Annotated in this window: 25 protein-coding genes and 2 pseudogenes; 11 read left to right on the forward strand and 16 right to left on the reverse strand. The window is 64.5% G+C overall.

The window, feature by feature from the left end:
* Positions 1 to 264 precede the first annotated feature (264 nt).
* Positions 265 to 1,491: a c-type cytochrome gene (locus AC629_RS05320; RefSeq protein WP_084803780.1), complete on the forward strand. Its 1,227-nt coding sequence runs from the start codon at positions 265 to 267 to the stop codon at positions 1,489 to 1,491.
* 10 nt (positions 1,492 to 1,501) lie between these two features.
* On the opposite strand, the pseudogene AC629_RS05325 reads toward AC629_RS05320, so the two are convergent.
* A pseudogene (locus AC629_RS05325) lies at positions 1,502 to 2,140 on the reverse strand (trimeric intracellular cation channel family protein); the annotation flags it as partial.
* Between the two features lie 184 nt (positions 2,141 to 2,324).
* Between AC629_RS05325 and AC629_RS05330 the strand changes: the two are divergent.
* Positions 2,325 to 2,720, forward strand: coding sequence for a hypothetical protein (locus AC629_RS05330; protein WP_084803728.1), 396 nt, complete (start codon positions 2,325 to 2,327; stop codon positions 2,718 to 2,720).
* A gap of 186 nt (positions 2,721 to 2,906) precedes the next feature.
* Here the strand turns inward: AC629_RS05330 and AC629_RS05335 are convergent, their stop codons facing one another.
* From AC629_RS05335 to AC629_RS05345, 3 genes are read right to left on the reverse strand one after another with little or no spacing between them, the layout of a single operon-like run.
* Positions 2,907 to 3,716, reverse strand: coding sequence for an isocitrate lyase/PEP mutase family protein (locus tag AC629_RS05335; protein WP_084803729.1), 810 nt, complete (start codon positions 3,714 to 3,716; stop codon positions 2,907 to 2,909).
* Between the two features lie 51 nt (positions 3,717 to 3,767).
* Positions 3,768 to 4,118: an antibiotic biosynthesis monooxygenase family protein gene (locus tag AC629_RS05340; protein WP_084803730.1), complete on the reverse strand. Its 351-nt coding sequence runs from the start codon at positions 4,116 to 4,118 to the stop codon at positions 3,768 to 3,770.
* 42 nt (positions 4,119 to 4,160) lie between these two features.
* Positions 4,161 to 4,469 (reverse strand): NIPSNAP family protein, encoded by a 309-nt coding sequence (locus AC629_RS05345; protein ID WP_084803731.1) that lies wholly within the window; start codon positions 4,467 to 4,469, stop codon positions 4,161 to 4,163.
* A 156-nt stretch (positions 4,470 to 4,625) separates the two neighbouring features.
* Here AC629_RS05345 and AC629_RS05350 point away from each other — a divergent pair, with 156 nt between their 5' ends.
* Positions 4,626 to 5,324, forward strand: a complete 699-nt coding sequence (locus AC629_RS05350) for an ArsR family transcriptional regulator (protein WP_084803781.1) — start codon at positions 4,626 to 4,628, stop codon at positions 5,322 to 5,324.
* 287 nt (positions 5,325 to 5,611) lie between these two features.
* Positions 5,612 to 5,860 (forward strand): GCG_CRPN prefix-to-repeats domain-containing protein, encoded by a 249-nt coding sequence (locus tag AC629_RS05355; RefSeq protein WP_084803732.1) that lies wholly within the window; start codon positions 5,612 to 5,614, stop codon positions 5,858 to 5,860.
* A gap of 135 nt (positions 5,861 to 5,995) precedes the next feature.
* Here AC629_RS05355 and AC629_RS05360 read toward each other — a convergent pair whose 3' ends face one another.
* Positions 5,996 to 6,280 carry a twin-arginine translocation signal domain-containing protein gene (locus tag AC629_RS05360; protein WP_084803782.1) on the reverse strand — a complete coding sequence of 95 codons (285 nt, stop codon included), beginning with the start codon at positions 6,278 to 6,280 and terminating at the stop codon, positions 5,996 to 5,998.
* Between the two features lie 182 nt (positions 6,281 to 6,462).
* Complete coding sequence (locus tag AC629_RS05365; RefSeq protein ID WP_084803733.1) at positions 6,463 to 6,777, reverse strand: DUF4286 family protein; 315 nt, start codon at positions 6,775 to 6,777, stop codon at positions 6,463 to 6,465.
* 177 nt (positions 6,778 to 6,954) lie between these two features.
* Here AC629_RS05365 and AC629_RS05370 point away from each other — a divergent pair.
* Positions 6,955 to 7,601, forward strand: a pseudogene (locus AC629_RS05370) (glutathione S-transferase family protein).
* Positions 7,602 to 7,864: 263 nt separating this feature from the next.
* A complete protein-coding gene (locus AC629_RS44950; RefSeq protein ID WP_143198930.1) occupies positions 7,865 to 8,134 on the forward strand; it encodes a hypothetical protein in 270 nt (89 codons plus the stop codon).
* Between the two features lie 301 nt (positions 8,135 to 8,435).
* Here AC629_RS44950 and AC629_RS05380 read toward each other — a convergent pair whose 3' ends face one another.
* Both AC629_RS05380 and AC629_RS05385 read right to left on the reverse strand, forming a co-directional pair.
* Complete coding sequence (locus AC629_RS05380; protein WP_074117538.1) at positions 8,436 to 8,783, reverse strand: hypothetical protein; 348 nt, start codon at positions 8,781 to 8,783, stop codon at positions 8,436 to 8,438.
* A 111-nt stretch (positions 8,784 to 8,894) separates the two neighbouring features.
* A complete protein-coding gene (locus AC629_RS05385; RefSeq protein WP_084803735.1) occupies positions 8,895 to 10,427 on the reverse strand; it encodes an acyl-CoA carboxylase subunit beta in 1,533 nt (510 codons plus the stop codon).
* Between the two features lie 149 nt (positions 10,428 to 10,576).
* Between AC629_RS05385 and AC629_RS05390 the strand changes: the two genes are divergently transcribed.
* On the forward strand, positions 10,577 to 10,981 hold the full coding sequence (locus tag AC629_RS05390) for a DUF4260 domain-containing protein (RefSeq protein ID WP_084803736.1): 405 nt from the start codon (positions 10,577 to 10,579) through the stop codon (positions 10,979 to 10,981).
* Between the two features lie 164 nt (positions 10,982 to 11,145).
* Positions 11,146 to 11,727, forward strand: a complete 582-nt coding sequence (locus tag AC629_RS05395; protein WP_084803737.1) for a nucleotide exchange factor GrpE — start codon at positions 11,146 to 11,148, stop codon at positions 11,725 to 11,727.
* Positions 11,728 to 11,938: 211 nt separating this feature from the next.
* Here the strand turns inward: AC629_RS05395 and AC629_RS05400 are convergent, their stop codons facing one another.
* From AC629_RS05400 to AC629_RS05420, 5 genes are all read right to left on the reverse strand, one after another.
* Positions 11,939 to 12,595, reverse strand: a complete 657-nt coding sequence (locus tag AC629_RS05400; RefSeq protein WP_084803738.1) for a carboxymuconolactone decarboxylase family protein — start codon at positions 12,593 to 12,595, stop codon at positions 11,939 to 11,941.
* A gap of 79 nt (positions 12,596 to 12,674) precedes the next feature.
* Positions 12,675 to 13,493, reverse strand: coding sequence for a class D beta-lactamase (gene blaOXA, locus AC629_RS05405; protein WP_084803739.1), 819 nt, complete (start codon positions 13,491 to 13,493; stop codon positions 12,675 to 12,677).
* A gap of 71 nt (positions 13,494 to 13,564) precedes the next feature.
* Positions 13,565 to 13,828, reverse strand: coding sequence for an EscU/YscU/HrcU family type III secretion system export apparatus switch protein (locus AC629_RS05410; protein ID WP_084803740.1), 264 nt, complete (start codon positions 13,826 to 13,828; stop codon positions 13,565 to 13,567).
* Entirely contained in the window at positions 13,825 to 15,450 is a 1,626-nt protein-coding gene (gene fliK / locus AC629_RS05415; RefSeq protein WP_084803741.1) for a flagellar hook-length control protein FliK, read from the reverse strand. Before fliK ends, AC629_RS05410 begins: the two co-directional genes overlap by 4 nt.
* A 58-nt stretch (positions 15,451 to 15,508) precedes the next feature.
* The gene (locus tag AC629_RS05420) at positions 15,509 to 16,303 is read right to left on the reverse strand and encodes an ATP12 family chaperone protein (RefSeq protein WP_084803742.1); all 795 of its coding nucleotides are present in this window, start codon (positions 16,301 to 16,303) and stop codon (positions 15,509 to 15,511) included.
* A gap of 76 nt (positions 16,304 to 16,379) precedes the next feature.
* On the opposite strand from AC629_RS05420, the gene AC629_RS05425 reads away from it, so the two are divergent.
* Positions 16,380 to 16,826 carry a hypothetical protein gene (locus AC629_RS05425; RefSeq protein WP_084803743.1) on the forward strand — a complete coding sequence of 149 codons (447 nt, stop codon included), beginning with the start codon at positions 16,380 to 16,382 and terminating at the stop codon, positions 16,824 to 16,826.
* Positions 16,827 to 17,045: 219 nt separating this feature from the next.
* Here the strand turns inward: AC629_RS05425 and AC629_RS05430 are convergent, their stop codons facing one another.
* From AC629_RS05430 to AC629_RS05440, 3 genes are read right to left on the reverse strand one after another with little or no spacing between them, the layout of a single operon-like run.
* Positions 17,046 to 18,260: an RluA family pseudouridine synthase gene (locus AC629_RS05430; protein ID WP_084803744.1), complete on the reverse strand. Its 1,215-nt coding sequence runs from the start codon at positions 18,258 to 18,260 to the stop codon at positions 17,046 to 17,048.
* Positions 18,261 to 18,312: 52 nt separating this feature from the next.
* Complete coding sequence (locus AC629_RS05435) at positions 18,313 to 19,650, reverse strand: replication-associated recombination protein A (protein WP_084803745.1); 1,338 nt, start codon at positions 19,648 to 19,650, stop codon at positions 18,313 to 18,315.
* Positions 19,647 to 21,053: a DegQ family serine endoprotease gene (locus AC629_RS05440; protein WP_084803746.1), complete on the reverse strand. Its 1,407-nt coding sequence runs from the start codon at positions 21,051 to 21,053 to the stop codon at positions 19,647 to 19,649. Before AC629_RS05440 ends, AC629_RS05435 begins: the two co-directional genes overlap by 4 nt.
* A gap of 314 nt (positions 21,054 to 21,367) precedes the next feature.
* Here AC629_RS05440 and AC629_RS05445 point away from each other — a divergent pair, with 314 nt between their 5' ends.
* Complete coding sequence (locus tag AC629_RS05445) at positions 21,368 to 22,969, forward strand: OprO/OprP family phosphate-selective porin (protein ID WP_084803747.1); 1,602 nt, start codon at positions 21,368 to 21,370, stop codon at positions 22,967 to 22,969.
* Positions 22,970 to 23,182: 213 nt separating this feature from the next.
* On the forward strand, positions 23,183 to 24,196 hold the full coding sequence (locus AC629_RS05450; RefSeq protein ID WP_084803748.1) for a zinc-binding alcohol dehydrogenase family protein: 1,014 nt from the start codon (positions 23,183 to 23,185) through the stop codon (positions 24,194 to 24,196).
* Positions 24,197 to 24,201: the final 5 nt, after the last annotated feature.

Consider the following 24,201-nt stretch of genomic DNA (forward strand, 5'->3'; position numbering starts at 1 on the left):
CTGTTCAGGTCTTGCTGACTTAAGCCGTTGCCTGCCCGTCGTTTTTAGCTAGGGCGCGCCGACCACCTGTGCCACTTTATGTCGGATATTTAACGCTCCGCATCACAAATCTGGACCAAACGGAGCGCCGGGTAAAAATCGCAATTTCGTGGCTGCTAGGCGTCACGCATTTTCAATTTGTGTCACCATACCCCCGCCGTCGCGAAATGACGTGACGCCCCTATCATGCGGGATGACCTCGATTGGTCGCAGGAGAGGCTTTCGATGCGGACGATTCTGGCTGGCTGGGCTCTTGTGGGTTTGGCATTGTGCAGTGCGGTTGCGAGCGTGGCCATCGCCGCCGAGCCGTCGCCGGAGCTGATCGCACATGGCAAGACGCTGGTCGAGGCCGGCGACTGCGCGGGCTGCCACACCGCCGATCCGGCGAAGCCGTTCGCGGGCGGCAAGCGCATCGACACGCCCTTCGGCGCGATCTATACGCCGAACCTGACGCCGGACCGCGACACCGGCATCGGCGCCTGGGCCGACGCCGATTTCACCCGCGCCCTGCGCTACGGCATCGCGCCTGACGGCTCCAACTACTACCCGGCCTTCCCCTACCCTTACTTCACGCGGATGACCAAGGACGACACGCTGGCGATCCGCGCCTATCTCGGAACGCTCGCGGCCATCACCAGCCGCAACAAACCACCGGAGCTGCGTTGGCCGTTCAGTCATCGCGGGCTGATGCGGGTCTGGAACTACATGTATTTCAAGCCCGGTCTGTTCGAGCCGGACCAGAGCCAGAGCGCGGCGTGGAATCGCGGCGGCTATCTCGTCACCGGCCTCAGCCATTGCGGCGCCTGCCACACGCCGAAGAACTATTTTGGCGCGGACAAGCAGGCGCAGCCGCTGTCGGGCAACGGAGTCGGCGGCTGGTACGCGCCAAGACTCGATGGCGCGCCCCGCGCAGGTCTGAAATCATGGAGCGTCGAGGACGTCGCCGAATATCTGCAAAGCGGGCGCAACGCCAAAAGCCATGCCGACGGGCCAATGGCTGAGGTCATCGTCAACTCGACGTCGAAGATGAGCGATGCCGACGTGAATGCGATCGCGGTTTACTTAAAGAGCCTGCCGTCGGCGCGGCGCGAGACGATCGTGACGCCGCCTGACGATGCCGAAATGAAAGCCGGCCAGGCCGTCTACGCGAAGCTCTGCATCGCCTGCCATGAAGCCGACGGCTCCGGCGCGCCGCGCATTTATCCGCCGCTGCCTGCCAACGCGCTGCTGCAATCGGTCAATCCATCCTCCACCGTGCGGATCATTCTCGACGGCGCACACACCGTGACGACGCCGCGCGCGCCGAACGCCGGTGAGATGCCGGCCTATGCGAAGCAGTTATCCGACGTGGAGATCGCGGCGGTGACCAACTACATCCGCAATTCCTGGGGCAACGCGTCACCGCTGGTGACGCCGGCGCAGGTGGCGAAAGCGCGGAAGCAGGAGCCGTAGCTAAGGCCCCCCGCTCCTCGTCTCCCGTAAACACGAATTTCGGCATCTCCCATTTGTAGCGTACCGCGAGGAGGCGGAAGCTGATGCCGAGGACGAAAGTCAAAATGGTCCAGAGCTCCGCGTTGAGCTTGAGGCCGAAGGCGGTCGCATAGAACAGTCCGGTCACGACCGAGACACTGGCGTAGAGCTCGGAGCGAAACAACAGCGGCACGTCGTTGCAGAGCACGTCGCGAAAGACACCGCCGGCACAGCCTGTCACCATGCCGGAGACGATGACGATCGGCAGCGAGGCATCCATCTGCCAAGCGACGTTGCAACCGGCCATGGTGAAGACGACGAGGCCGATGGCGTCGAGTACGATGAAGGCGACCTTCAGCCGATGCACGAGGCGCGCAAACAGGATGGTGACGAAGGCCGCGCCTCCGGCCAGCGCGAGATAAACGGGGTTCGCAACCCAGGCCAGCGGATAGTGTCCGAGGAGGAGATCGCGCAGCGTGCCACCGCCGAGCGCGGTGATGCAGCCGAGGAAGCAGACGCCTAGCCAATCCATGCTGCGCCGGCCAGCCGCAAGCGCGGCCGTCATGCCCTGTGCGGCCACCGCAACCAGCGACAGGAAATACAGTACGCTGTCGCTCTCCATGCTCCACATCTCTTCTTCCCTATCTCGATGGTGGAACTTACGTCTAGGGTTCCAGGATGAACAAGGGTTCATCCGAGATGAACAGGTTCCGATTCCCAACGCGAGGGCAACACGCGACGAAAGCACTAGGGAGCTCGGAACAGAATCTCGCATCCACGGGTTGTCTCACCGCAATCAACGAGGAGACCAATCGATGGCTGACGACCGTTTTCCGAACGATCCGTATCGCCCGAACCTCGCCGACGATGAGTATCTTCGCGCGGCGCGCCGCGATGCCGATCTTCAGGCCGATCCCGAGCTTGGCGAAGGCCCCGCCTCCAGTGGCAAGGTCGCGCTGTTTGCTGTGGCAATAGCCGTGGTGCTGGGCGCCGTGTTCTACGGCCTGAACAACACGAGCACGGGCAACAACCAGGCGAGCAACCCGCCGGCGACGCAGAGCGCTCAGCAGACGCAGCCCGCCAATCCGGCTGCACCTCCCGGCATGCGTGACGTGACGCCGCGCAACAACACCGCACCGGGCGTGACCACGGGTGCTGCGCCGAACAAGCCGGCTCCTGATACTCCGGCGCCGTCTGACGGCGCGAAGTAACGCCACACTGTCATCGCCCGGCTTGACCGGGCGATCCAGTATTCCAGAGACGGCGGAGTTCAAATCGAGAAGCTGCGGCGTACTGGATGCCCCGCCCCGATGCGTAAGTGCGCGCAAGGCGGGGCATGACGTGGGGCGTAGGAGAAAGCGGCGGGACCTCACATCCCGCCGCTATCCGTTTGGCCTCTAGCTGAACATCTTGTTGAGCTCGCCGCCGGGATATCCGCTGCCGAGCTCGGTGAACGTCCCCTTCTCCGCCATCTCCTTCGCAGCGCGCATGAAGCCGCCCCATGCGGCACGCGCGAGCGAGCCGCCGACGCTGATCCGGCGCACGCCGAGATCGGCGGCTTCCTGCAACGACAGACCGGAGCCGCCGATCAGGAGATTGAACGGCTTTGGATGCACCGCCTTCACCACCGCGGCGATGTCCTCGCGCGTTTTCAGCCCCGGCGCGTAGAGGCAATCGGCGCCGGCATCGGCGTACGCGGTGAGCCGGTCAATCACGAGCTTGAGATCGGTGACGCCCCACAAATACGCCTCGCAGCGGCCGACCAGCAGCGTGCCGCTGTCGCCGATCGCCTTGCGCGACGCCTTGATGCGCTCGATCGCAAGCGCACGGTCGTAGATCGGCTTGTCCTTGTCGCCGGTGGAATCCTCGATCGACAGGCCGGCAACGCCGGTGCGCACCCCGAGCTCGACATTCTCCGCAACCTTCTCCGGCTCGACCGCAAAGCCGCCCTCGAAATCCGCGTTCACGGGGATGTCGACCGCCGAACTCAATGCTGCCAGATGCTGACAGACGTCTTCCACGCTGACACGGTTGTCGGCCTTGCCTATGGTCCAGGCAAAGCCCGCGCTCGATGACGCGATCGCCTTGAAACCCAGATGCTGCAACGCCTTGGCGCTGCCGACGTCGACCGGATTGGGCAGGATGAAGCAGCCGCTCTCGTGCATCTTCCTGAATGTCGCGCGCTTGTCCGCTGTCGTTACGTGCATGTTTCTCTCCCTTGTTGGCCGCGCAGACATAGGCACGCGCCAACGCGAACGCTAGTGTGCGTCGTGCACGGCGCGGCTGTCCTTCGGCGCTTGCTCGCGATCGGTCATGCTGTAATCTCTGACGACGCTGGCGATGCGCAATTGGTAATCGGCAAATATCTGTGCCCTGCCCTTGGCCTGGGTGCGGCGATGCTCCATCGTGTTGCGCCAGGCCTGCACTGCTGCCTCATCCCGCCAGAACGACAAAGACAAGAGCTTGCCCTTCTCGGTCAGGCTTTCGAAGCGCTCGACCGAGATGAAGCCGTCGATGGTTTGCAGGATCGGCTTCAGATCGGCCGCGAGGTCGAAATAGGTCTGGCGGTGTTCCGGCTTGGGCCAGACTTCGAAAATCACGGCGATCATGGGTGTCTCCTGCTAACGGTACTCTGGCCTAGGTGTTCTGGCCTACACTACCACCTTGCGCAGGAATGTGCGCTCTTCCGCGAGGATGAACTTGTTGTCCTCGGCAAAATGGAAATTGGCCATGCCCTCCGCATCCTGCCGCAGCTGGGCGCGATAAGCTTCATAGGCCGCGAGACTCTCGAAAGTGATCAGCGCGAAAGCGATGTTGTTGGTGCCCTCGTGCGGCATGAAATAACCGATGAGATCGCCGCCGCATTTCGGGATGATGGTGAGCCAGCGCTTCGAATATTCCTCGAACTGCGCGCGCTTGAAGGGATCGAGCTGGTAGCGGATGAAGACGGTGACGGACATGATGGGCTCCTGACGTTTTCGCCGTCATTACGAGAAGCGCGAGCGGCACCGTCGCCGCTGAAGCAATCTGGATTGCTTCGCTTCGCTCGCAATGACGTGTTTGCCGAGACACGCTACGCCCTTGCCCGACCGCAATGCTTCGGCTACCATCGAAGCATGAAATCAGGCCCCGACATCGCCATGGTCGCTTCGCTCGTCGGCGACCCCGCCCGCGCCAACATGCTCACCGCGCTGATGAACGGCCGCGCGCTGACCGCGAGCGAGCTCGCGCAGGAGGCCGGCATCACGCCGCAGACCGCCAGCTCGCATCTTGCGAAGCTGGAAGCCGGCGGACTGGTCGAACCGGAGAAGCAAGGCCGCCACCGCTACTACCGCCTCACCGATGACGACGTCGCCGGCGTGCTCGAGGGCCTTGCGGGCCTCGCCGCACGGACCGGTCACATGCGCGTGCGCACCGGGCCGAAGGATCCGGCGCTGCGGCGCGCGCGCATCTGCTACGATCACCTTGCCGGCGACCTCGGCGTGCAGATGCTCGACACCATGCGCGAGCGCCAACTGGTCAGGCAGAAGAAACAGGAGATCGAGCTGACGGCTGAGGGCGAGCGCTTCCTCGCAAAGCATCTGCAGATCTCGCCCGAGACGCTCGCCCATCCGCGCCGCCCGGTATGCAAGGCCTGCCTCGACTGGAGCGAGCGGCGCCACCATCTCGCCGGCACGCTCGGGGCCGCCATGATGCAGCGCTTCGCCGAATTGAAATGGGCTGCGCGCGATCCCACGCCCGGCAGCCGCGTCGTGAACTTCACGCGCACCGGCGAAAAGCAGTTTGCGGCATTGTTCGGGAACGCGAAGGACTAAACACAACTGCGCGTGAACAACATCCTATCCCGACCGTGTTGCCCATCTCGTGCTGACCGTCTTCCTCGAAGCGCCGGAGAAGTACACAGACCTGGTGCTGGGTTTTCTCGACCGCTAGCGGCGTGAAGCCGCATGCGGGGAACGTTCATGCCGCATTCACGTCATGATCGGCAGGTTTGGATCGCGCCGTGCCGACATGTCGCACAATTTAACCTGTCGAATCGTGTCTTTTGATTCAATGTGCGCCGCAGGCGCCCTGCCCCCCAAAAGACGAGAAGGAAGATCAAATGAAGTTTCTGTTTGCCGCCGTCATGCTCGCGAGCGCGGTCGTCGGTTTCAGCGAGGCGGCCCGCGCCGCCGGCGGCTGCGGCCCCGGCTGGTATCGTGGCGCCTATGGCCACTGCCGTCCGATGCGCGGTCCGGTCGTCGTGGCTCGCCCGCCGGTCGTGGTCGCCCCGCCGGTCGTCGTAGCGCCGCGACCGCGCGTGTGCCCCTATGGCTTCCGCTGGTACGCTGGCCGCTGCCGCCCGCTCTGATCTGACCTTCGTATTGTGACCTGGCCGCGCGGCGAAAGCCTGCGCGGCCATTTTCTTTCATCAGGATGAACAAAAACGGGGACAGCAAAGCGCGGTCCCCGATTGGCGTTTGCAGGCCCTCCTGGCGGAGCGGCGTTACCAGTGCCGCCAGTGGCGGCGGCGATGCCAACGGTGGCGCCAGCCCCAGTGGCGGCCGCGCCAACCCCAGTGGCCGTGGCCATGCCAGCGCACCTGCTCGGGCTTCAGCTGGGCGGCTTCCTCGCTGGTGGTGACGGCGGGATGAGCGTCCGGATTGCCTTGCGGCATGCTGATATCACCGAGCGGCCGCGGCGACAGCGGCGCGGCTTGTGCGGCGGCGGTGAACGCGGCCGCTCCCGCTGCGGCACCGATTGCAAATTTCAAAAAGTTCCTGCGCTCCATGACATATCCTCCCGCGATCGAGCAAGTGATGCCGAGGAAGTGTTGCGGTCGGGACATGAACTGCCGCTGAATCGCACGTTCAGCTTCATTGAACTTGGTGACAGGATTCGTAGCCATGAGCGAAGCGACATGCGGGAACGCTTTCCCCGGATATCGCTGCGCTCATCCGGACCACGATCTGCCTACTTCGCAAACTCCTGCGCCAGCACCAGCGTCTCGCGCGATCGCTTCACATCGGGCCAGTCGCGGTTGAAATCGGCGACGAGCCGCTTCAGCGCATCGCCCTTCAGCATCGCCGCGAGCTTGGCCTCGTCATCGAATTGATACATCGCCAGATGTAGCGAGGGATCATCTAAGCTCCAGAACCGCCAGGCTTTGCTCACGCCGAACGCCTTCACCGCGTCGGGCACATGTTCGCTCTCGTACCATTTGTCGAAAGCGGCGCGCTTGCTGGGGTCTGTCACGATCGCACGGACGACGAAGAAGGCGGCTGGCATCGGGGTTCCTCCTGTTGTTTGGCGTCAGCATAGCCGGTCATAGTGGCGACAACAAAAAGCCCACACGACCGATTTTCCGTCGTGTCGGTAAGGGAAGGAACGAAAATAATCTCCCGCTTGTCGGAACGCGCACCCGCCGCTCGTCCTTTCCTCTGAACCGGGACACGGAGACACCGAATGGCCAACCTCACCCTCACCACCTTCGATTGGGTTCCCGAGCTACCGCGAGGTTTCGTGCGCGACCTGCGTGTGCGCTGGGCCCTCGAAGAGGCCGCCTTGCCTTATCGCGTCGCGAGCGTGCCGTTCGGCGATCGCAGCGCCGCGCATCTCGCGCACCAGCCGTTCGGCCAGGTGCCGTGGCTGACCGATGGCGACCTCTCGATCTTCGAGAGCGGCGCCATCCTGCTCCATCTCGGCGAGCGCAATCCAGAGCTGATGCCGACCGATCAGCGCGGCCGCAGTGAGGCGACGGAATGGATGTTCGCCGCGCTCAATTCGGTGGAGGTGGCGAGCCTGCCCTGGTCGCTCCTCAAGTTCACCGGGAATGCGAGCGATACACCGGCGTGGAAATTTCTGGACAACTTCCTCAAGCTCCGCCTCAAGCACATGGAGCCGGTGCTGGCCGACCGCGAATGGCTGGCGGGCTCCTTCTCCGTCGCCGACATCCTGATGTCGGACGTACTGCGCCTCGTCGATCGCTTCGACGGGCTCACGGACCATCCGGCTGCCGCCGCTATGTCACCCGCGCCACGGCCCGCCCGGCCTTCGTCAAAGCCCGCGCGGACCAGATGGCGCATTTCGCCGCGGCGGATGCAGCGCGCTGACCGGCTAAACCCACCCTCCCCGCGCCATCACAGCCGCACAGAGCAGGATAACCCGTCAGTTCCTGCCGGATCAGCGTGAATTCGACCGCGACCGCTGCGACCAGCGTGAACACGCACAGGTGATGGAAGAAAGTGGACATGTTCGAGGTCATGAAGGAAGTCGCTTCGACGTGCGACGATGTGAGCTAGTTCACAATGAACCGGTTGACAGAAGCAGTAAACTTGCTTTGGCAGCAACTCCGTTGCCTTATAGGAGGTGTATCATGAAGACCGCACTTCTTATTGCAGCCACATTAGCCTTTGGTGTTGTGTCAGCTAATGCTGGTAGTAATCAGCATCATGTTTCATCACTCCATCAGAAATACCGATCAACTGTGATGACTGCTGGCCCTCCTCCAGCAGGGGCTAGTATTGACGAACGACCTGCTTGGGCACTCTACAGGCAGAATCTGCACGACTCAGGCTACAGTCCTAAGCAGAACATGGATCAAGTTGGTAATATGTGCGCGTCCTGTGATTATCACGGCAATTGACCAAGCTGGTGCTGTGACGACCGAGAGCGGGATAACCGCAGATCGAGCAGCCAGTGAAGGAGAACCGGGGCGGGTGTGCAAATAGAAACTCCGCACTTTTTCAATACGAGCTTCGCTAAAAAATGGCCCCCCAAAGATTCCCATTATGGGTTTCCTCTCGGGGGCTTTTTTTGTTCGCGCGCCCCACTGCTCAGCCATGCGTTCTGGTTTGCGCCAATGGCTGACCTCAGTCGGGCGCTGGAAGAAGCCTCCTTGCTCTATCGCGTCGCGAGCGTGCCGTTCCGCCATCGAAGCGCCGCCATCAGACCAGCTTCATCGGCGTATCGGCGACGACGCGAAGGTCGATCCTGCCGATCAATGCCGAACGGCGCGCCTCCGCAGCACCAATGGCGCTCTCGGTTTGCTGCAACGTGCTGATGTTCGAACCGAGCGACACGATCCCGCCCAGCACCAGGGCGATCGATCCGAGCGCAGCGGTCAGGCCTGTCCCCAACAGGCCGAGGATCGTGATCAACAACAGCGCGGCACCACCGCCGATGGCGATCTTCGACGCCAGAATGAACTTCCGGCATCGCTCGGCGATCTCGGCGAGCGCCGCGATCCGATCTTCGATGTCCGAAATCTCGTCAGTCAGATCGTCTTCGGTCATTGGATCGAGGATACCAAATCAGAAGAAATCAGTAGCCCGCATGAGCGAAGCGACATGCGGGGACCTGAGTAAAGACCCGAATGTCGCTACGCTCATCCGCGCTACGCATTCTCACAACGGCAAATTGTCGTGCTTCTTCGCCGGCATTTCCGTCTTCTTGTCCTTCAGCATCGCCAGCGCGCGGGCGATGCGCCGCCGGGTCGAGTGCGGCATGATGACGTCGTCGATGTAGCCGCGCTCGGCCGCGATGAACGGCGACAGGAAGCGGTCTTCGTATTCCTTCGTGCGGGCAGCGATCTTGTCGGGGTCGCCGATGTCAGAGCGGAAGATGATCTCGACCGCGCCCTTCGCGCCCATCACCGCGATCTGGGCGGTCGGCCAGGCATAGTTCATGTCGGCGCCGATTTCCTTGGAGGCCATGACGTCGAAGGCGCCGCCATAGGCCTTGCGGGTAATGACGGTGACCAGCGGCACGGTGCACTGCGAGTACGCGAACAGCAGCTTCGCGCCGTGCTTGATCAGGCCGCCATATTCCTGCGCAGTGCCCGGCAGGAACCCCGGCACGTCGACGAAGGTGACGATCGGGATGTTGAAGGCATCACAAAAGCGGACGAAGCGCGCGGCCTTGCGCGAGGCGTCGCTATCGAGCACGCCCGCCAGCACCATCGGCTGGTTGGCGACGAAGCCGACAGTGCGGCCCGCGATGCGGCCAAAGCCCGTGACGATATTCTTGGCAAAGGACTCCGCGATCTCGAAGAAGTCGCCCTCGTCCACGACCTTCAGGATCAATTCCTTCATGTCGTAGGGCTTGTTCGGATTGTCGGGGATCAGCGTGTCGAGCGACATGTCGACGCGGCCGATGTCGTCGAAGCTCGGCCATTCCGGCACGCCGTCGGTGTTGTTGGACGGCAGGAAGTCGATCAGGCGCCGCATCTGCAGAAGCGTCTCGACGTCGTTCTCGAAGGCACCGTCGGCGATCGAGGAGCGCGTCGCGTGTACCGAGGCACCGCCGAGTTCTTCGGCCGTGACGACCTCGTTGGTCACCGTCTTCACCACGTCGGGGCCGGTGACGAACATGTAGCTGGTGTTCTTCACCATGAAGATGAAGTCGGTCATCGCCGGCGAATAGACGTCGCCGCCGGCACAGGGGCCCATGATGACGGAGATCTGCGGGATCACACCGGAGGCGAGCACGTTGCGGCGGAACACGTAGGAATAGCCGGCGAGCGCCGCGACGCCCTCCTGGATGCGGGCGCCGCCCGCGTCATAGAGGCCGATGATGGGCGCCCTCGCCTTCATCGCCATGTCCTGCAGCTTGGTGATCTTCAGCGCGTGGGTCTCGGACAGCGAGCCGCCGAACACGGTGAAGTCCTTGGCAAACACAAACGTCTTGCGGCCGTTGACGGTGCCCCAGCCGGTGACGACGCCGTCGCTGGGGATCTTGGTCTTCTCCATGCCGAACTCGGTCGAGCGGTGCTCGACGAACATGTCGAATTCCTCGAACGATCCCTTGTCGAGCAGGAGCTCGATGCGCTCGCGCGCGGTCAGCTTGCCGCGGGCGTGCTGCGCGTCGATGCGCTTCTGCCCGCCGCCGAGCTTTGCGCCGGCACGACGTTCTTCAAGGGCGTCCAGGATATGTTTCATTTGCTCCCGCCAGTTCTTAGCCTAAATGCGATTGCCGGGGGTTCTAACACGGCATTTTGCGAGCCGGGAAGCTGCTTTCGGCGTCGCAGGGCTGCCCTGCCGCAGCGTGAAAGCGCAAGGAATTACAAAGTTTTGCATGGGAGGCGACCATGAACGAGAAAGCTGCCGAGACCGGCGCTGCGACGGGCGGCGTCAATATTCTGCTCCGCCTGGAGGGCCTGACCCTGTTTGCGGGCATGGTGATGCTCTACGCGGTCTGGGGCGGCTCCTGGCTGGTGTTCGCCCTGCTCTTCTTCGTCCCCGATCTGAGCTTCCTGGCATACCTGTCGGACGCCAAATTCGGCGCCCTCGTCTACAACGTCGCCCACAGCTACATGCTGCCGGTGACGCTGATGACGCTGGGCTTCGGCTTCGCCTCGCCCCTCACCCTGTCAATCGCCTTGATCTGGCTCGCCCATATCGGCATCGACCGGGCGCTCGGCTTTGGCCTGAAATATTCGGCCGGGTTCGGCTTCACCCATCTCGGCCGGATCGGCCGGCAGAAGGACGCCTGACCCCGAGCGCTTTGGCGGCGGGACTGCGGCTTTTTTGCCTGCCCTCGCCGGTTGACCAGGCCAGCCGATTCAGGCTTGCTCGGGTTCCACGATCAGACGCCGAATGTTGCGTGAGCTCAGTCGGTACGGCGGCGGTCACCACGTCTGGCTGCAAGCATCACCCAATGTCCGCGACGGTCGTCCCCCTGCCGCCGAAATCATCGTCCGAGACCACCGACTTCCTGCGCCGGATGGCCAGCATGGTGTCGGGGCAAAACGGCGAGATGCTGCTGCGCGCCGCAGCGCTGATCGAATCGCTCACGAAGCGGGCTATGTCGGCCGAGCGGCTCTTTCACGAGCAACAGGAAGAGAACAAGCGCCTCGTCAAGCTGCGTGAAGGCACCGAGCTCGTGGTCGCTCAGATCGAGACCTTGCGGAAGCAACTTGCGGACGTGACCTCGGCTGCCGCCACTGAGCGCGCAGCGTTCGATGCCGAGCGCGGCAGGCTGCTCGGCCTGATGCAGGATGCCGAAAGCCATATCAGCAAGCTCACCGGCGAGCTCGAGACGCTGCGCGCCTCCGTCGACAGCTTCAACGAGACCGCGGTCTCCGTGCCGATCGAGGTGCTGCGCCTGGCACGGACACAGTTCGATTTCCTCTGCGACGGCTTTGCCCGCAACGGCGACCCGATCTCGCAGGCGATAAGCGAGATCGGCGGTTTTGCGATCGACCAGGCGCTGACGGCGAAGAAGACCGATAGCGCCTGACCCGGCGCCAAGGCTGACGAATTGACAGCGCGGCGTCCGGCGGCCGGCAAGCCGGTTTGGCGCTGAGAGACTGCGCGGCCTGCATGGTTCGAGACGCCCGCTTTCGCGGGCGCCTCACCATGAGGGTCTCACATTTTTCCGCGAAGCAAGACCTCATCCTGAGGAGCCCGCAAAGCGGGCGTCTCGAAGGATGGCCGCAAGAAAGCTCTTCTTACGGCTCGCCTGGCTTGAACGGCTCCTGCTTGTCCGGCGGCGTCGTCTCTTCCGCCATCGCCAGCAGCATCGCGACCATCACGTAATTGCCGGCGACCGCCGTGAGGTCGACGATCTGCTGGTCGTTGAAGACCTTCTTCGCCCGCGCATAGGTCTCGTCGGTGACCTTCTTGGTGGTGGTGAGCTCGGTGACGAAGTCGTAGACGACAGCCTCGTCCTCGGCCATCTTCGACGGGCGCTTGTTGGCCTTGAGCTCCGCGATGATGTCCGGCGACAGGCCCGCCTTTGCTGCCAGCGGCGCGTGGGCGAACCACTCCACCTGCGAGCGCCACTGCCGCCCGACGATCAGAATCGCAAATTCGTTGAGCTTAGTCGGGACCGACGTCTCCCAGCGCAGATAGTGGAACAGGTCGAACAGCCGCTGGCCGAGCACGGGACTGCGGATCATCGGATTGTAGGGACCGCCGATGCCGACGCTCGACACCTTCATGATCTGCTCACCGAGCGGCTTCTGCCTCGCGTCGAGCTGGTCCATGGTGAGCTGCGGGAAGCGCGGCTCCTTGCTGGTGGCGGGTGCGGCCAACATCGTGGCAGCGAGCCAGCCGCCCGCAGCGGCAAGCGCGAGCGACGACAGCCAGAGCGGCTTTGAGTTCATTGTTTTCCTCCCGACCATTATTCTTGCTTGGTCGGGACGATGCTAGTCGAGCGGCCTAGTATGCGCCAGCGCGGTGAAGCTAGATCGCGCCGATCTCGGCAAGGCAGGCTTGCGTCAGCGTCATGCGGGCCTCGATGTGGCGCGGCTCGCGGCAATCCATGTTGAGCGCAAACACTGTCTGCGCCCCGCCCTTCTCGGCCCAGCCGACCATCCAGCCGAGCGACGGCTCACCGCGCTCCGCCCCTAACAGCCCGGACTTGGCGCGGATGACGCTCTCGCCGGCCTTGGTCACCGGCAGGATGTCACAGACGAGATCCTGGCTGCGCTTGGAAATCGGCAACACGCGACGGCGCAGCCGGTCGACGAAGTCGATCTGCTCGACCGGATCGATGCGCAAGGCTCCGGTGAGCCAGAACTGGTCGATGCCGCCGCCGATATCGCGATTGCCGTAGTCGAACAGATCGACATATTTCTGCATACGCTCCTGCCCGATGCGGCGCGCGATCTCCTGATAGACCGGCACCGAACTTACCGCGATTGCACTGCGCAGCGTGTGATCCTTGTTCCAGGCTTCGATCGGACGCTTCACACCGTCCCACGGAAACACGTCCTTGTCGGGATCGGCGACAATGCCGGTTTCGAGCGCAATCAGCGAGTTCGGAATCTTGAAGGTCGAGGCCGGCAGCTTGCCCTCGCCCGAACGCTCGTTGTCGCTGGCGACAATCAGATAGTCGTCGACCTTGTAGGCGACGAAGGTCCCGGCTGTGCCAAGGTCGGTGAAGCGCTTTGCCAGGCTCTCGCGGATCTCATTGCGCGGCGGCGCGACATGAGCGAGCGCGCGCTGCGGCATGGTGGCGGCTGCGGCAAGAAGGCCGAGGGTGGAGCGGCGGGTCAGCAAGAGCAGTGTCCGTTGAATGACGAAAGGGACGGCTACAATGCCGCCGATATCTGGTCAAACGATGACAGCATTTACCGCGCCCGGCCCGACAGCCGCAGCACGAACACCAGCACTTCGGCGACCGCCTTGTAGAGGTCGGGCGGGATCTCCTCGCAGAGCTCGACCTTGGAGAGCGCGCCGGCCAGGATCTCGTTCTCCTCGATCGGGATGTCGTTCGATTTGGCGATCTCGACGATCTTTGCGCCGATCGTGCCGTTGCCCTTGGCGACGACAACAGGCGCGTTGCTGCCCTTCTCGTAATGCAGCGCGATCGCGAGCTTGGACTCATCGCTCACGTGGCGCGATCCAAGAAATGCCCGGCGCGGGCCGGCGCAGGCTGCGGCGGGGTGCCATCGCGGACCACGATGTCGCCGGGCTTGAGCTCGGCCCTTGTCAGCGCCTGATTGAGCTCACCGACGCCGGCGCGGAGCTGCTGCGCGGTCGCCGGCCGCTCCGCCCACATCCGCACGAAGGTCTTTTCGCCGTTGAGCGTGATCAGCGCATGCACGGGGCCGGCCGGCTCGACATTGAGCGAGAAGCGCGCGCGCCAGGCGCGCTTGGCGGGATCGGCGGACTCGCTGCCACCGTCGCGCGAGATCTCGAATTGCGCCATCGCGGTGCCCTGCGGGGTTGCAAAGGGAATTTCGAAATTCCACTGCGGCACGGCCGGATCGATGCGATGGCCGCTGGCATCGGTGCGATCAGGAAGTGAAGCGACCTGAAGCAAGGTCTGCCGTGCGATCGCGGCATCGATGTCGTCGAGCAGGCGATGCACGGTCGCAGCCAGCGGGGTATCGGGCGCGAGCGATGCCGAAGCGATCGATTGCGGCGACGGCAGCGCGCCGCGGATCGGCGGCGGCGTTGCGCGCGCGGCCGCCTCGAAGACGTGGCCATCAGGCACGGCCTTGTTCGAACCGGGGACGTTGCCGGTCATGTGCGGCAGGTTCTGCGTGACCTCCTGCAGGAGGCTCGCGGCGAGGCCAGCGGACATCGTTCGCGGCACCGCGGCTTGGGAGACGTCGGCGGCGATTTCAGCGAGCACGGCGGCCGCGAAGGCCGCGCTGCGCGGCATTTGCGGAGCTTGGGCGATGTCCGGTTCGGGCGACAATAACGCAGCCGGCGCCGCCTCACCCGCGGCCTGAGCCGGCGCGGCGGCGGGCTGCGGTGTCACGGTGGCGCTCGCAGGAAGCGCGGCGCCTTGCGCAGGCGCCTGCGGAGCCGCGGTCTCGAGCGTCGCCAGCGTCTGACGCAGCACCAGCAGCGCTGCCTTCAGGTCCGGCACGGTGCCGGATGACGGCGCTGCGCCCGCGGCGAGCGAGGCCTCGAGGAACAGCCCGGATTTCTGGAAGGCAGATTCGATGTCGGGTCCATCGAGCCCGGCATTGAGTGGGGTTTGCTGCGCCAGCACGGCCAGCACCGCCTGCTTCAGTCCCGCCGGCAGATCGCTGCCGGTCACGACGGAGGCCAGATTGGCGAACAGCGGCGCCTGACTGCCCTGCTTGGCCGCGGCCTCGGCCGAGGCCACGGTGACGGCGACCTGCTCCGATGGGGTCAGCGTGTTGCGTGGCGCATTGACTGATGGCGCAAGCGGCGGGCTCTCCACCAGCGAGGCCGCACGCGGCGTCAGCGTGACCTGATCGGCCGCCGCCTCGCCTGCCCCGTTGACGATGGCGAGCCGGATCGCGCCGTCATTCTGCGACACCGCGAGCTGGAGGTTCTGGCCCGGCGACAGCGCCACTTCCGACATCACGTCGAGGGAGAGATTTGCGATCGCGATCCGCACCAGATTGTCGGCGAGCACACTGACGACCTTGGCGTCGACCACGCTGCCGGTCTGAAGCACAAGGTCAGGCGTCGCCGCATCAGCCACGGGGCTGGCGGCATTGACCGGAACGATCGAGCTTATCGGCGTCGGCATCTCAACGGGGCCCGGTGGAACGCGAGCCCACCCTAAGGCCGCCGTCGTAAACCTGTCGTTAAGGACCTTTGGCCGCGGGCGGCTTCACGCCCGCCAGAACCGCCACGGCGGCTTCGAAATCCCTCAGGCGAGTGGCCCGGCGCGCTGCCGCTTCCTCGTCCACGCCCCATTGGTCGGCGTTCCAGTCCTCATCGACATGGGCGGCTGCCCAGACCTGGCCGGCATCGCGCACGCCGTGGGCCAGCGCCAGCGCTAGCAGCGCCGAGCCGGTCAGCGTCGTGACCATATGAAGCGCCGCAACCGACCAGGCATCCCCGGGCAGCGCGGCGCGCGCAGTCTGGATCGCCTCGTCCGGCTGCTTCACATGCATGATGCCCTCGGACAGGATGAAATGCGCCCCCAGCGTCTCCGCCGCCCAGAACAGCACGGGGTCCCAATGCGCGGCCTCGCGCGCGACCAGAGCCTGGGGATGGCCGGCGCGGTAGAACAACAGATCGGTCTGGAAGTATTTTGCGAGGTCGTCGCTGACGAGCTCGACGCGGTCGACCACGCCCTCGACCACGCTGTTGGCGATCCGTGTCAGCGGCATGGTCACGGGATCGATCGTCTCGCCCTGGGTGGCCCATTCGGAGGCCACCGCATCGGCGAGCGCGCGCGAGGGGATCACCACCTGGCGGCCGGAGGGCGCGCGGATCGGCTTGCCATCGAGCGTGATGGCGAAGCCGCCCTCGGCCTCGGCGAGGCCGGCCTCCTTGTAGAAGCGCTTGCGCTGCGGCGTGCGCGCAGACTGGCGGGCCGCCTCACGCGGATCGAGCGGAGACTGCCCCGCGGCTTCATCGAACAATTCGCGCATCTTGAGTTTCCGGTCTCCGCCGCTGAATGCTAGGCTTTTAAGATAAGACCGGCGGCCGATAAAGCGAGCGGCGGGTATGAGGGAACTTGCGGGCATCGTGGCCCTGTTCACCGGGCTTGGGCTGGCCGCGGCGGAGGCCGGCTTCCGCACCCCGGAATCGCTCGTGCGCAACGTCTATGCCTATTACGGCGAGGGCGCGCCGGAGCTGTCGAAAGGCCTGCCGAGGGATGATGCCACCGCCCGGCAATTCTTCGATCCCAGCCTGCGCAAGGCCTGGAGCGCGCCGAGGGTCGAGCCCTATGATTTCTTGGTCCAGAGCCCGAGCTGGAAGCTCGGCCCAATCGCGATCACAGTTATCCGCAGGCAATACGACAAGACCTATGTCGCGGCGAATTTCGACAATGACGGCCGCCGGGTGACGCTGAACTTCATCCTGGTCAACGGGCCGGAAGGCTGGCTGATCACGGATGTCGAGACCCCGCACGACTCCTTGCGGATGTTTCTCGAGCAGTTCCGGAATTGAGGGGGATTGGGACTAGGCTGCGGCTCCACAATCGATGTCATGCCCCGGCTTGCGGAACGGTGTCGGCCATGTCCTCAGACTAAACACTTGACCGGGGCATCCAGTACGCCTCGGCTTCTCCGTGTCACACCGACGTCTCTGGGATACTGGGTCGCCCGGTCAAGCCGGGCGACGACAGCGGAGAGTGTGGCTAGCTGCGCGCTCTGATGTTTCGCTTGCCTACTCTTCAGGCGCGTTCTCGATCGGATCAAATCTGGATGCGTCGAGCCCGAGCAGATTCCATGACTGCTGCATGTGCGGCGGCAGCGGCGCGGTGGCGTCGATCACGCCGCCGCGCGGGTGTGGAATGACGATGCGGCGCGCGAGCAGATGCAGCCGGTTTTGCAGGCCGCCCGGCAATTGCCAATTCTCGATGTTGAAATATTTGGGATCGCCGACGATGGGATGGCCGATATGTTCCATGTGGGCGCGGAGCTGGTGGGTGCGGCCCGTCACCGGCTTCAGCGACACCCAGGTCAGCTTGTTGCCGGCGGTCTCGACCACCGCATAATAGGTCACCGCGTGGCTCGCGCCCTCGTCGCCGTGCTGGGCGATGCGCATGATGGTGTCGTCCTCGCCCTCCTCCTTCGCGAGGAAGGTCGAGATGCGGCCCTGCTTGGGCTTCGGCAGACCCGGCACCAGCGCCCAATAGACCTTTCGCGCTGACCGCGAGCGGAACGCGCCGGTCAGGTGCGAGGCGGCAAAGCGCGTCTTTGCGATCAGCAGACAGCCCGACGTTTCCCTGTCGATGCGGTGCACGAGGCGCGGCTTCTGGCCCTTGGAATCGCGCATCACCTCCAGCATCTGGTCGATGTGTCGTGTCATGCCGGAGCCGCCCTGCACGGCGAGGCCGGCGGGCTTGTTGAGGACGAGAACGTCGTCGTCCTCGTAGATCGTCATCTCCTTCAGCGCGGCAAGCGTCTTTTGCGCGGCCTCCGACAGCGGGCCGGCTGCCTTCGGCGTGTCGAGCTTGAGCGGCGGAATGCGGACGCTCTGGCCCTCTTCCAGGCGGTCCTTGCTGTCGACGCGCTTGCCATCCACACGCAGCTCGCCTTTCCGGACGACGCGCTGGATATGCGAAAACGACAGGCCCGGAAAGCGCGCTTCGAGGAAGCGGTCGACGCGCATGTTGTTCTCGTCGGCCGTCACGGTGACGGTCTGAACCTTGGTCGGCAGCAACGCTTCGACCGGCTTTGCCGGCGCAGACGTTTCCAGCGCAGCTTTGGGCGCGCGCCGCTCAGCGCGCTCACCGGCAAAGCGCGGTGGCTTCGCACCCGGCTTGGCCCCCGAACGCGGCCCGGCTGTTTTCGCGCTGCGCGCCTTGAACGGGCGCGCTTCCTTGCGCTCATCGCGCGAACGGGGCTTTGGATCGGTTCTTTTGATGCGTCGGCTCATGGATGCTTGCGTACCCTAAAAGCCGGCTGCCGTCACGGCGAAATGGCCGTTTCTAGCGCGAACCGCCCCGCTCCCTTCGCAGCTTGGCCCAGTAATCCAGCCGCTTGCGGATCTCGCGCTCGAAGCCGCGCTCGGGCGGGTCGTAGAAGGTCTGGCGGCCGAGGGCTTCCGGGAAATAGTCCTGGCCGGAGAAGGCGTCGGGGGCGTCGTGGTCATATTCGTAGCCGGTGCCGTAGCCTTCCGACTTCATCAGCTTGGTCGGGGAATTCAGGATGTGCTTCGGCGGCAGCAGCGAGCCGGCCTGCTTGGCGACCTGCATCGCCGTGCCGAAGGCGGTGTAGACCGCGTTCGATTTCGGCGCGGTGGCGAGGTAGACCACGGCCTGCGCGATCGCGAGCTCGCCCTCGGGATGGCCGAGGAAGTCGAAGGCGTCCTTGGCGGCATTGGCGATGACAAGGGCCTGCGGGTCGGCGAGCCCGATGTCCTCCACCGCCATGCGCACGACGCGGCGGGCCAGGAACAGCGGGTCCTCGCCCGCATCGAGCATGCGCGCGAGGTAGTAGAGCGCGGCATCGGGGTCAGAGCCGCGCACCGACTTATGTAGCGCCGAGATCAGGTTGTAATGGCCGTCGGCCGATTTGTCGTAGATCGGCGCGCGGCGTTGCAGGATCTCCTGCAATTGCGCGGCGTCGAAGATCTCGTCCCTGCGCGCGGCGCGCCAGACCTCCTCGGCGAGCGTCAGCGAGGCCCGGCCGTCGCCGTCGGCCATGCGAACCAGCACCGCGCGCGCCTCCGAATCGAGCGGCAGCTTGCGGCCCTCGACCTCCTCGGCATGCACGAACAGTTTTTCGATCGCGGCCGCATCGAGCGAGCGAAACACCAGCACGCGCGCGCGAGAGAGCAACGCCGCGTTGAGCTCGAAGGACGGGTTTTCGGTGGTGGCGCCGACCATGACCACGGTGCCGTCTTCCATGACCGGCAGAAAGGAATCCTGCTGGGCACGGTTGAAGCGATGCACCTCGTCGACGAACAGCAGCGTGCCCTTGCCCATCTCGCGGCGGGCCCGCGCGGCGTCGAACGCCTTCTTCAGGTCGGCGACGCCGGAGAACACCGCGGAGATCTGCTCGAAATGCAGGTCCGTCGCGTCCGCCAGCAGCCGCGCCACCGTGGTCTTGCCGGTGCCGGGCGGGCCCCAGAACACCAGCGAGCCGAGCGTGCGCGTCTCCAGCATGCGCGTCAGCGCGCCGTCGGGACCGAGGATGTGATCCTGGCCGACAACCTCCGAGAGCGCGCGCGGGCGCAGCCGGTCCGGCAGCGGATGCGGAGCCTCGTGATCGAGCCCAGCAGCGGCAAAGAGAGTTGGCGTCTCCTGTGGTCGCTTCGGACTCATCCGCCCAGCGTGACGTTGATCTGCTGGCCACCGCGCACCAGCGTGATGCGCCAGATCCGCGGGCGCTCGCCTGCGGCCTTCTCGAGGTCGCCGGTCTTACCGATCTTCTGGTTGTTGACCGCCAGAATGATGTCGCCCTTCTGGAAGCCGACACTCGCGGCCGCACTGTCGCTGCCGAGATCGGTGATCACGACGCCTTCGGTGTCGGCGTCCAGATGCAGCTCGTCGGCGACTGCCGGCGTGATGGTCGAGACCTTCGCGCCCTGGAACGGCGAGCGCGCGGTGACGACGAGTTCGTTGCGGCCGATGTCGGGCGCCGTCTCCAGCGCCACCGTCAGCTTGACCGGCTTGCCCCCGCGCTGCACGTCGACCTGCGCGGAGCCGCCGAGTGGACGCGTCGCGAAGCGGTAGTCGAAGGCGTTGGGATCGTCCACGGTCTGGCCGTCGATCCCGATGATGAGATCGGAGGATTTCAGGCCCGCCTTCGCCGCGGGCCCGTTCTGCACCACGCTCGCGACCAGCGCACCGGTCGGCGAACGCAGGCCGAGGCTTTCAGCGATCTCGGGCGTCACCGCCTGCAGCTTCGCACCAAGCCATGGGCGCTTCACCGCCTTGCCGCCGCTCTTGGCGGAGGCAACGACGACGCGCACCATGTTGGCCGGGATCGCAAAGCCGATGCCTTGCGAGCCGCCGGAACGCGAATAGATCGCGGTGTTGATGCCGGCGAGCCGGCCGTTCATGTCGACCAGCGCGCCGCCGGAATTGCCAGGATTGATCGCCGCATCGGTCTGGATGAAGAACTGGTAGTCGGTGATGCCGACCTGCGTGCGCGCGAGTGCCGAGATGATGCCGTGGGTTACCGTTTGGCCGACACCAAAGGGATTGCCGATCGCCATCACGACATCGCCCACCATCAGCTCGTCCGAATTGGTGAACTCGAGAGCCGGAAACTTCTCGCGGCTGTCCTTGAGGCGCAGCACCGCAAGATCGCTGCGGGAATCCTTCAGCACGATCTCGGCCTCGAACTCACGCTTGTCCGACAGCGAAACCTTGACCTGGTCGGCACCTTCGATGACGTGGACGTTGGTGACGACGAGCCCGGACGAATCGACGATCACGCCCGAACCGAGCGACCGCTGCACCTGCTCCTGCTGCTGGCCCGGTACGCCGAAGAAGCGGCGGAAGATCGGGTCGTCAAGCAGCGGATTGCGGTTCTGAACCACCTTGGCGGCATAGACGTTGACGACCGCCGGCTGCACCCGCTGCACGATCGGCGCATAGGACAGCCGCAGCTCGGCCGGCGACGACGGGACGCGGCGGTCCTGTGCGGCGGCCGGATTGAAGTGGGTCGTAAAGGCTATGCACAATGCCGTGACGGCGGCGGTCCAGGTCGATCGAAACATTCCTACCTCTCGGAAAAGACGACGGAATATAGGCCCGTTCGCCCGCCAATAGAAGGGCGCCGGGCGGCAATAATCGGCCCCCTTCCAGTGTCTCCCAAATGCAAGCCCAGCGTGCGAAATGGCAATTTGCCCTGGGCCGCGGATTGGCATGACACGCGTCATCTTGCATTCTGGTCCACGGCGGATTCGGTTGCGGCGAATTTGCTTCAGTGGGAACCCACGCAACCGGGGCGCAGCGTCGCGGGGTAGTCATCGATCATTCTTAGGCTCTCCGTTGCGACTTGGGGAAGTTCGTCAAACGATGGAGTCATGATGTGAGCAGGACAAGAATTGCAGCCACGGCGATCGGTCTCGCCGGCGCGCTGGCGGCCTCGCAGGCCCATGCCCAATCGGCAAGCAACAGCGAACAGGAGATCGCGCTCCTGAAGCAGCAGCTGAAGATGTTGGAGCAGAAGCTCGACAAGCTCCAAAGTCAGACCGCGGCGAACACGGCGGCAACGGCGAAAGCCAAGGCCGAAGCAAAGGCCGAAGCGAGATCGGAGGCGAAGGCCGCGGTCGCCAGCGCCAATGCGGCGATCCCGGTCAAAGCCCCGGCACCGGCGTCCGGGGTCGTGGTGACGATGCCGAACAACCGGCCGACCATCTGCACCGCGGACGAACAGAACTGCGTCGCCATTACGAGCCGCGTACACTGGGATGTCGGCGGTTACAATTATCGTCCCAACACGGCATCGACGGTGCCGCAACAGCTCGACAGCGGCGAGAACCTTCGCCGTGCACGTATCGGCATCGTCGGCAAGTTCTTTGGCGACTGGAACTACGCCCTGATCTATGACTTCGGCGGCTCGTCCGACGGCTTCGGCGGCACGGCGCCCGGCTCGCTGCCGGGCGGCGGGACATCAGGCGTCGAGAATGCCTATCTGAGCTACACCGGCCTCAAGCCATTCGGCGGCAAGATGGCGATCGAAGCCGGCATCATGGACCTGGCCTGGACGCTCGACGAATCCACAAGCTCCAACGACATCCTGTTCATGGAGCGTGCTTCGGTTGGCCTCATCGCACAAAATATCGCAGCCGGTGACTTCCGTTCGGCCGTCGGCACCCGCTGGTGGAATGACCAACTCTGGATGGGTGCCTATGTCACCGGACCGACCACGGGCCAGATCCACTCTGCGTCCAGCGTTTCTCCGCCCGGCACCAGCGAGCAATTTGGCGCGGCCGTCCGTATCGCCGGCAATCCGATCAACGGTAACGGCTACTCGCTGCATTTCGGTGCCGATGCGGAGTGGCTGATCCAGCCGCCGCGCAATCTGGTGACGCAGGCGCAGACGCTCACGCTCAGCGACCGCCCTGAGCTGCGGATCGATCCGACCAACCTGATATCGACCGGTGCGATCGCCAACGTTTCCGGGGCACAGGTCTACGGCGTCGAAGCGGCGGGGACCTATGGCCCGCTCATCGCGCAGGGCGAATACTACTGGTTCAATGTCGAGCGCACTGCGAATACCGGCCTGCCGCCGTTCGGTGCGCCGAACCTGAAATTCGATGGCGGCTACGCGCAGGTCGGCTACGCGCTGACCGGCGAGACACGTGCCTACAATCCGGCGGTGGCCGCTTATGGCGGCATCAAGCCGGCGAATCCGTTCTCACTCACCGGCGGCGGCTGGGGTGCATGGGAAATCGCCGGACGCGTGAGCATGATGAACCTGAACGATCAGCTCGCGACGGCAGCCGGCATCGCGGGTGGACGGCAAACCATCTACACCGCCGCGCTGAACTGGTACGTCAACAACAACGTCCGTTTCATGCTGAACTACCTGCATGGCGACATCTCCAAGCAGGCGAGCCCCACCTCTGCGGTGAATGCGGGCTCGAAGTTCGACGCGATAGCGATGCGGACCCAGGTCGCTTTCTGATCTGAAGTCGCGCATTCCGTCGCCGAGACGCAAAAGCCGGGAGCGGCACGACCGCTCCCGGCTTCCTTCTTTCAGGCCGCGCGCTTCGGCACTAGTATCCAGACAGGGACTATGTCCCCGAATTTACAGTACTTGCCAAAGCGGAGCCAGCGGGACAGTTAGCAAGCCAAGGCGCCCAGCCTGAGCTAAAGCGCCATCTGATGGAGACAAGCCATGAAGGCCGTCGGCTACAAGAAATCGCTTCCGATCGAGGATCAGGACGCGCTGATCGATTTCGAGACCGCGAAGTCCGAGCCCAGGGGGCGCGACATCCGCGTCGCCGTAAAGGCGATCTCGGCCAATCCGGTCGATTACAAGGTGCGCAAGCGCGCCGCCCCGCCCGAGGGCGAGGTGAAGATTCTGGGCTATGATGCGGCCGGCGTGGTCGATGCCGTCGGCCCCGAGGTCACGCTGTTCAAACCGGGCGATGAGGTGTTTTACGCGGGCTCCATCCTGCGCCAGGGCACCAACTCAGAATTCCATCTGGTCGACGAGCGCATCGTCGGCAACAAGCCGAAGTCGCTCTCGTTCGCGCAGGCTGCTGCCCTTCCCCTCACCTCCATCACCGCCTGGGAGTTGCTGTTCGATCGTCTCGGCGCAGTGCCCGGAAAGAGCGTTGATCCGCGCACGCTGCTGATCACGGGCGGCGCGGGCGGCGTCGGCTCAATCCTGATCCAGCTCGCGCGCCGCCTTACCGGGCTCACGGTACTCACGACCGCGACGCGGCCGGAGTCGCGGAAATGGTGCCTCGATCTTGGCGCGCACGCGGTCATCGACCACGCCAAGCCGATGAAGGAGCAGATCGAGAAACTGAAGCTGCCGCCGGTTGCGCTGGTGGCGAGCCTGACCTTCACCGACCAGCACTACAAGTCGATCGCCGAGTTCATGGCGCCGCAGGGCCGGTTCGGCCTGATCGACGATCCGCCGGAATTCGCGATTGCCGCATTCAAGGGCAAGGCGATCTCTGTGCACTGGGAATCGATGTTCACCCGCTCCTCGTTCCAGACGCCAGACATGATCGCGCAGCATCATCTGCTCAATGACGTCGCCGACCTCATCGACAAGGGCGTCTTGCGCACAACGCTCGACCAGACTTTTGGCACGATCAACGCAGCCAATCTCAAGCGCGCGCACGCGCTGCTCGAGAGCGGGAAATCGCGCGGCAAGATCGTGCTGGAGGGGTGGTAGCGGCC

Origin of the sequence: Bradyrhizobium sp. NAS80.1, from assembly GCF_001908205.1 — a bacterium.
GTDB lineage: Bacteria > Pseudomonadota > Alphaproteobacteria > Rhizobiales > Xanthobacteraceae > Bradyrhizobium.

Excerpts from the sequence above, each read along its gene's own strand:
- AC629_RS05365 (WP_084803733.1), bottom strand. The coding sequence starts at position 6,777 with ATGCCAGCCGCCTTCTTCGTCGTCCGTGCGATCGTGACAGACCCCAGC.
- AC629_RS44950 (WP_143198930.1), top strand. The coding sequence starts at position 7,865 with ATGAAGACCGCACTTCTTATTGCAGCCACATTAGCCTTTGGTGTTGTG.
- AC629_RS05385 (WP_084803735.1), bottom strand. The coding sequence starts at position 10,427 with ATGAAACATATCCTGGACGCCCTTGAAGAACGTCGTGCCGGCGCAAAG.
- AC629_RS05380 (WP_074117538.1), bottom strand. The coding sequence starts at position 8,783 with ATGACCGAAGACGATCTGACTGACGAGATTTCGGACATCGAAGATCGG.
- AC629_RS05400 (WP_084803738.1), bottom strand. The coding sequence starts at position 12,595 with ATGAACTCAAAGCCGCTCTGGCTGTCGTCGCTCGCGCTTGCCGCTGCG.
- AC629_RS05450 (WP_084803748.1), top strand. The coding sequence starts at position 23,183 with ATGAAGGCCGTCGGCTACAAGAAATCGCTTCCGATCGAGGATCAGGAC.
- AC629_RS05395 (WP_084803737.1), top strand. The coding sequence starts at position 11,146 with ATGTCCGCGACGGTCGTCCCCCTGCCGCCGAAATCATCGTCCGAGACC.
- AC629_RS05320 (WP_084803780.1), top strand. The coding sequence starts at position 265 with ATGCGGACGATTCTGGCTGGCTGGGCTCTTGTGGGTTTGGCATTGTGC.
- AC629_RS05440 (WP_084803746.1), bottom strand. The coding sequence starts at position 21,053 with ATGTTTCGATCGACCTGGACCGCCGCCGTCACGGCATTGTGCATAGCC.
- AC629_RS05355 (WP_084803732.1), top strand. The coding sequence starts at position 5,612 with ATGAAGTTTCTGTTTGCCGCCGTCATGCTCGCGAGCGCGGTCGTCGGT.
- AC629_RS05435 (WP_084803745.1), bottom strand. The coding sequence starts at position 19,650 with ATGAGTCCGAAGCGACCACAGGAGACGCCAACTCTCTTTGCCGCTGCT.
- AC629_RS05425 (WP_084803743.1), top strand. The coding sequence starts at position 16,380 with ATGAGGGAACTTGCGGGCATCGTGGCCCTGTTCACCGGGCTTGGGCTG.
- fliK (WP_084803741.1), bottom strand. The coding sequence starts at position 15,450 with ATGCCGACGCCGATAAGCTCGATCGTTCCGGTCAATGCCGCCAGCCCC.
- AC629_RS05390 (WP_084803736.1), top strand. The coding sequence starts at position 10,577 with ATGAACGAGAAAGCTGCCGAGACCGGCGCTGCGACGGGCGGCGTCAAT.
- AC629_RS05420 (WP_084803742.1), bottom strand. The coding sequence starts at position 16,303 with ATGCGCGAATTGTTCGATGAAGCCGCGGGGCAGTCTCCGCTCGATCCG.
- AC629_RS05335 (WP_084803729.1), bottom strand. The coding sequence starts at position 3,716 with ATGCACGTAACGACAGCGGACAAGCGCGCGACATTCAGGAAGATGCAC.
- AC629_RS05360 (WP_084803782.1), bottom strand. The coding sequence starts at position 6,280 with ATGGAGCGCAGGAACTTTTTGAAATTTGCAATCGGTGCCGCAGCGGGA.
- AC629_RS05350 (WP_084803781.1), top strand. The coding sequence starts at position 4,626 with ATGAAATCAGGCCCCGACATCGCCATGGTCGCTTCGCTCGTCGGCGAC.
- AC629_RS05330 (WP_084803728.1), top strand. The coding sequence starts at position 2,325 with ATGGCTGACGACCGTTTTCCGAACGATCCGTATCGCCCGAACCTCGCC.
- AC629_RS05340 (WP_084803730.1), bottom strand. The coding sequence starts at position 4,118 with ATGATCGCCGTGATTTTCGAAGTCTGGCCCAAGCCGGAACACCGCCAG.
- AC629_RS05345 (WP_084803731.1), bottom strand. The coding sequence starts at position 4,469 with ATGTCCGTCACCGTCTTCATCCGCTACCAGCTCGATCCCTTCAAGCGC.
- AC629_RS05430 (WP_084803744.1), bottom strand. The coding sequence starts at position 18,260 with ATGAGCCGACGCATCAAAAGAACCGATCCAAAGCCCCGTTCGCGCGAT.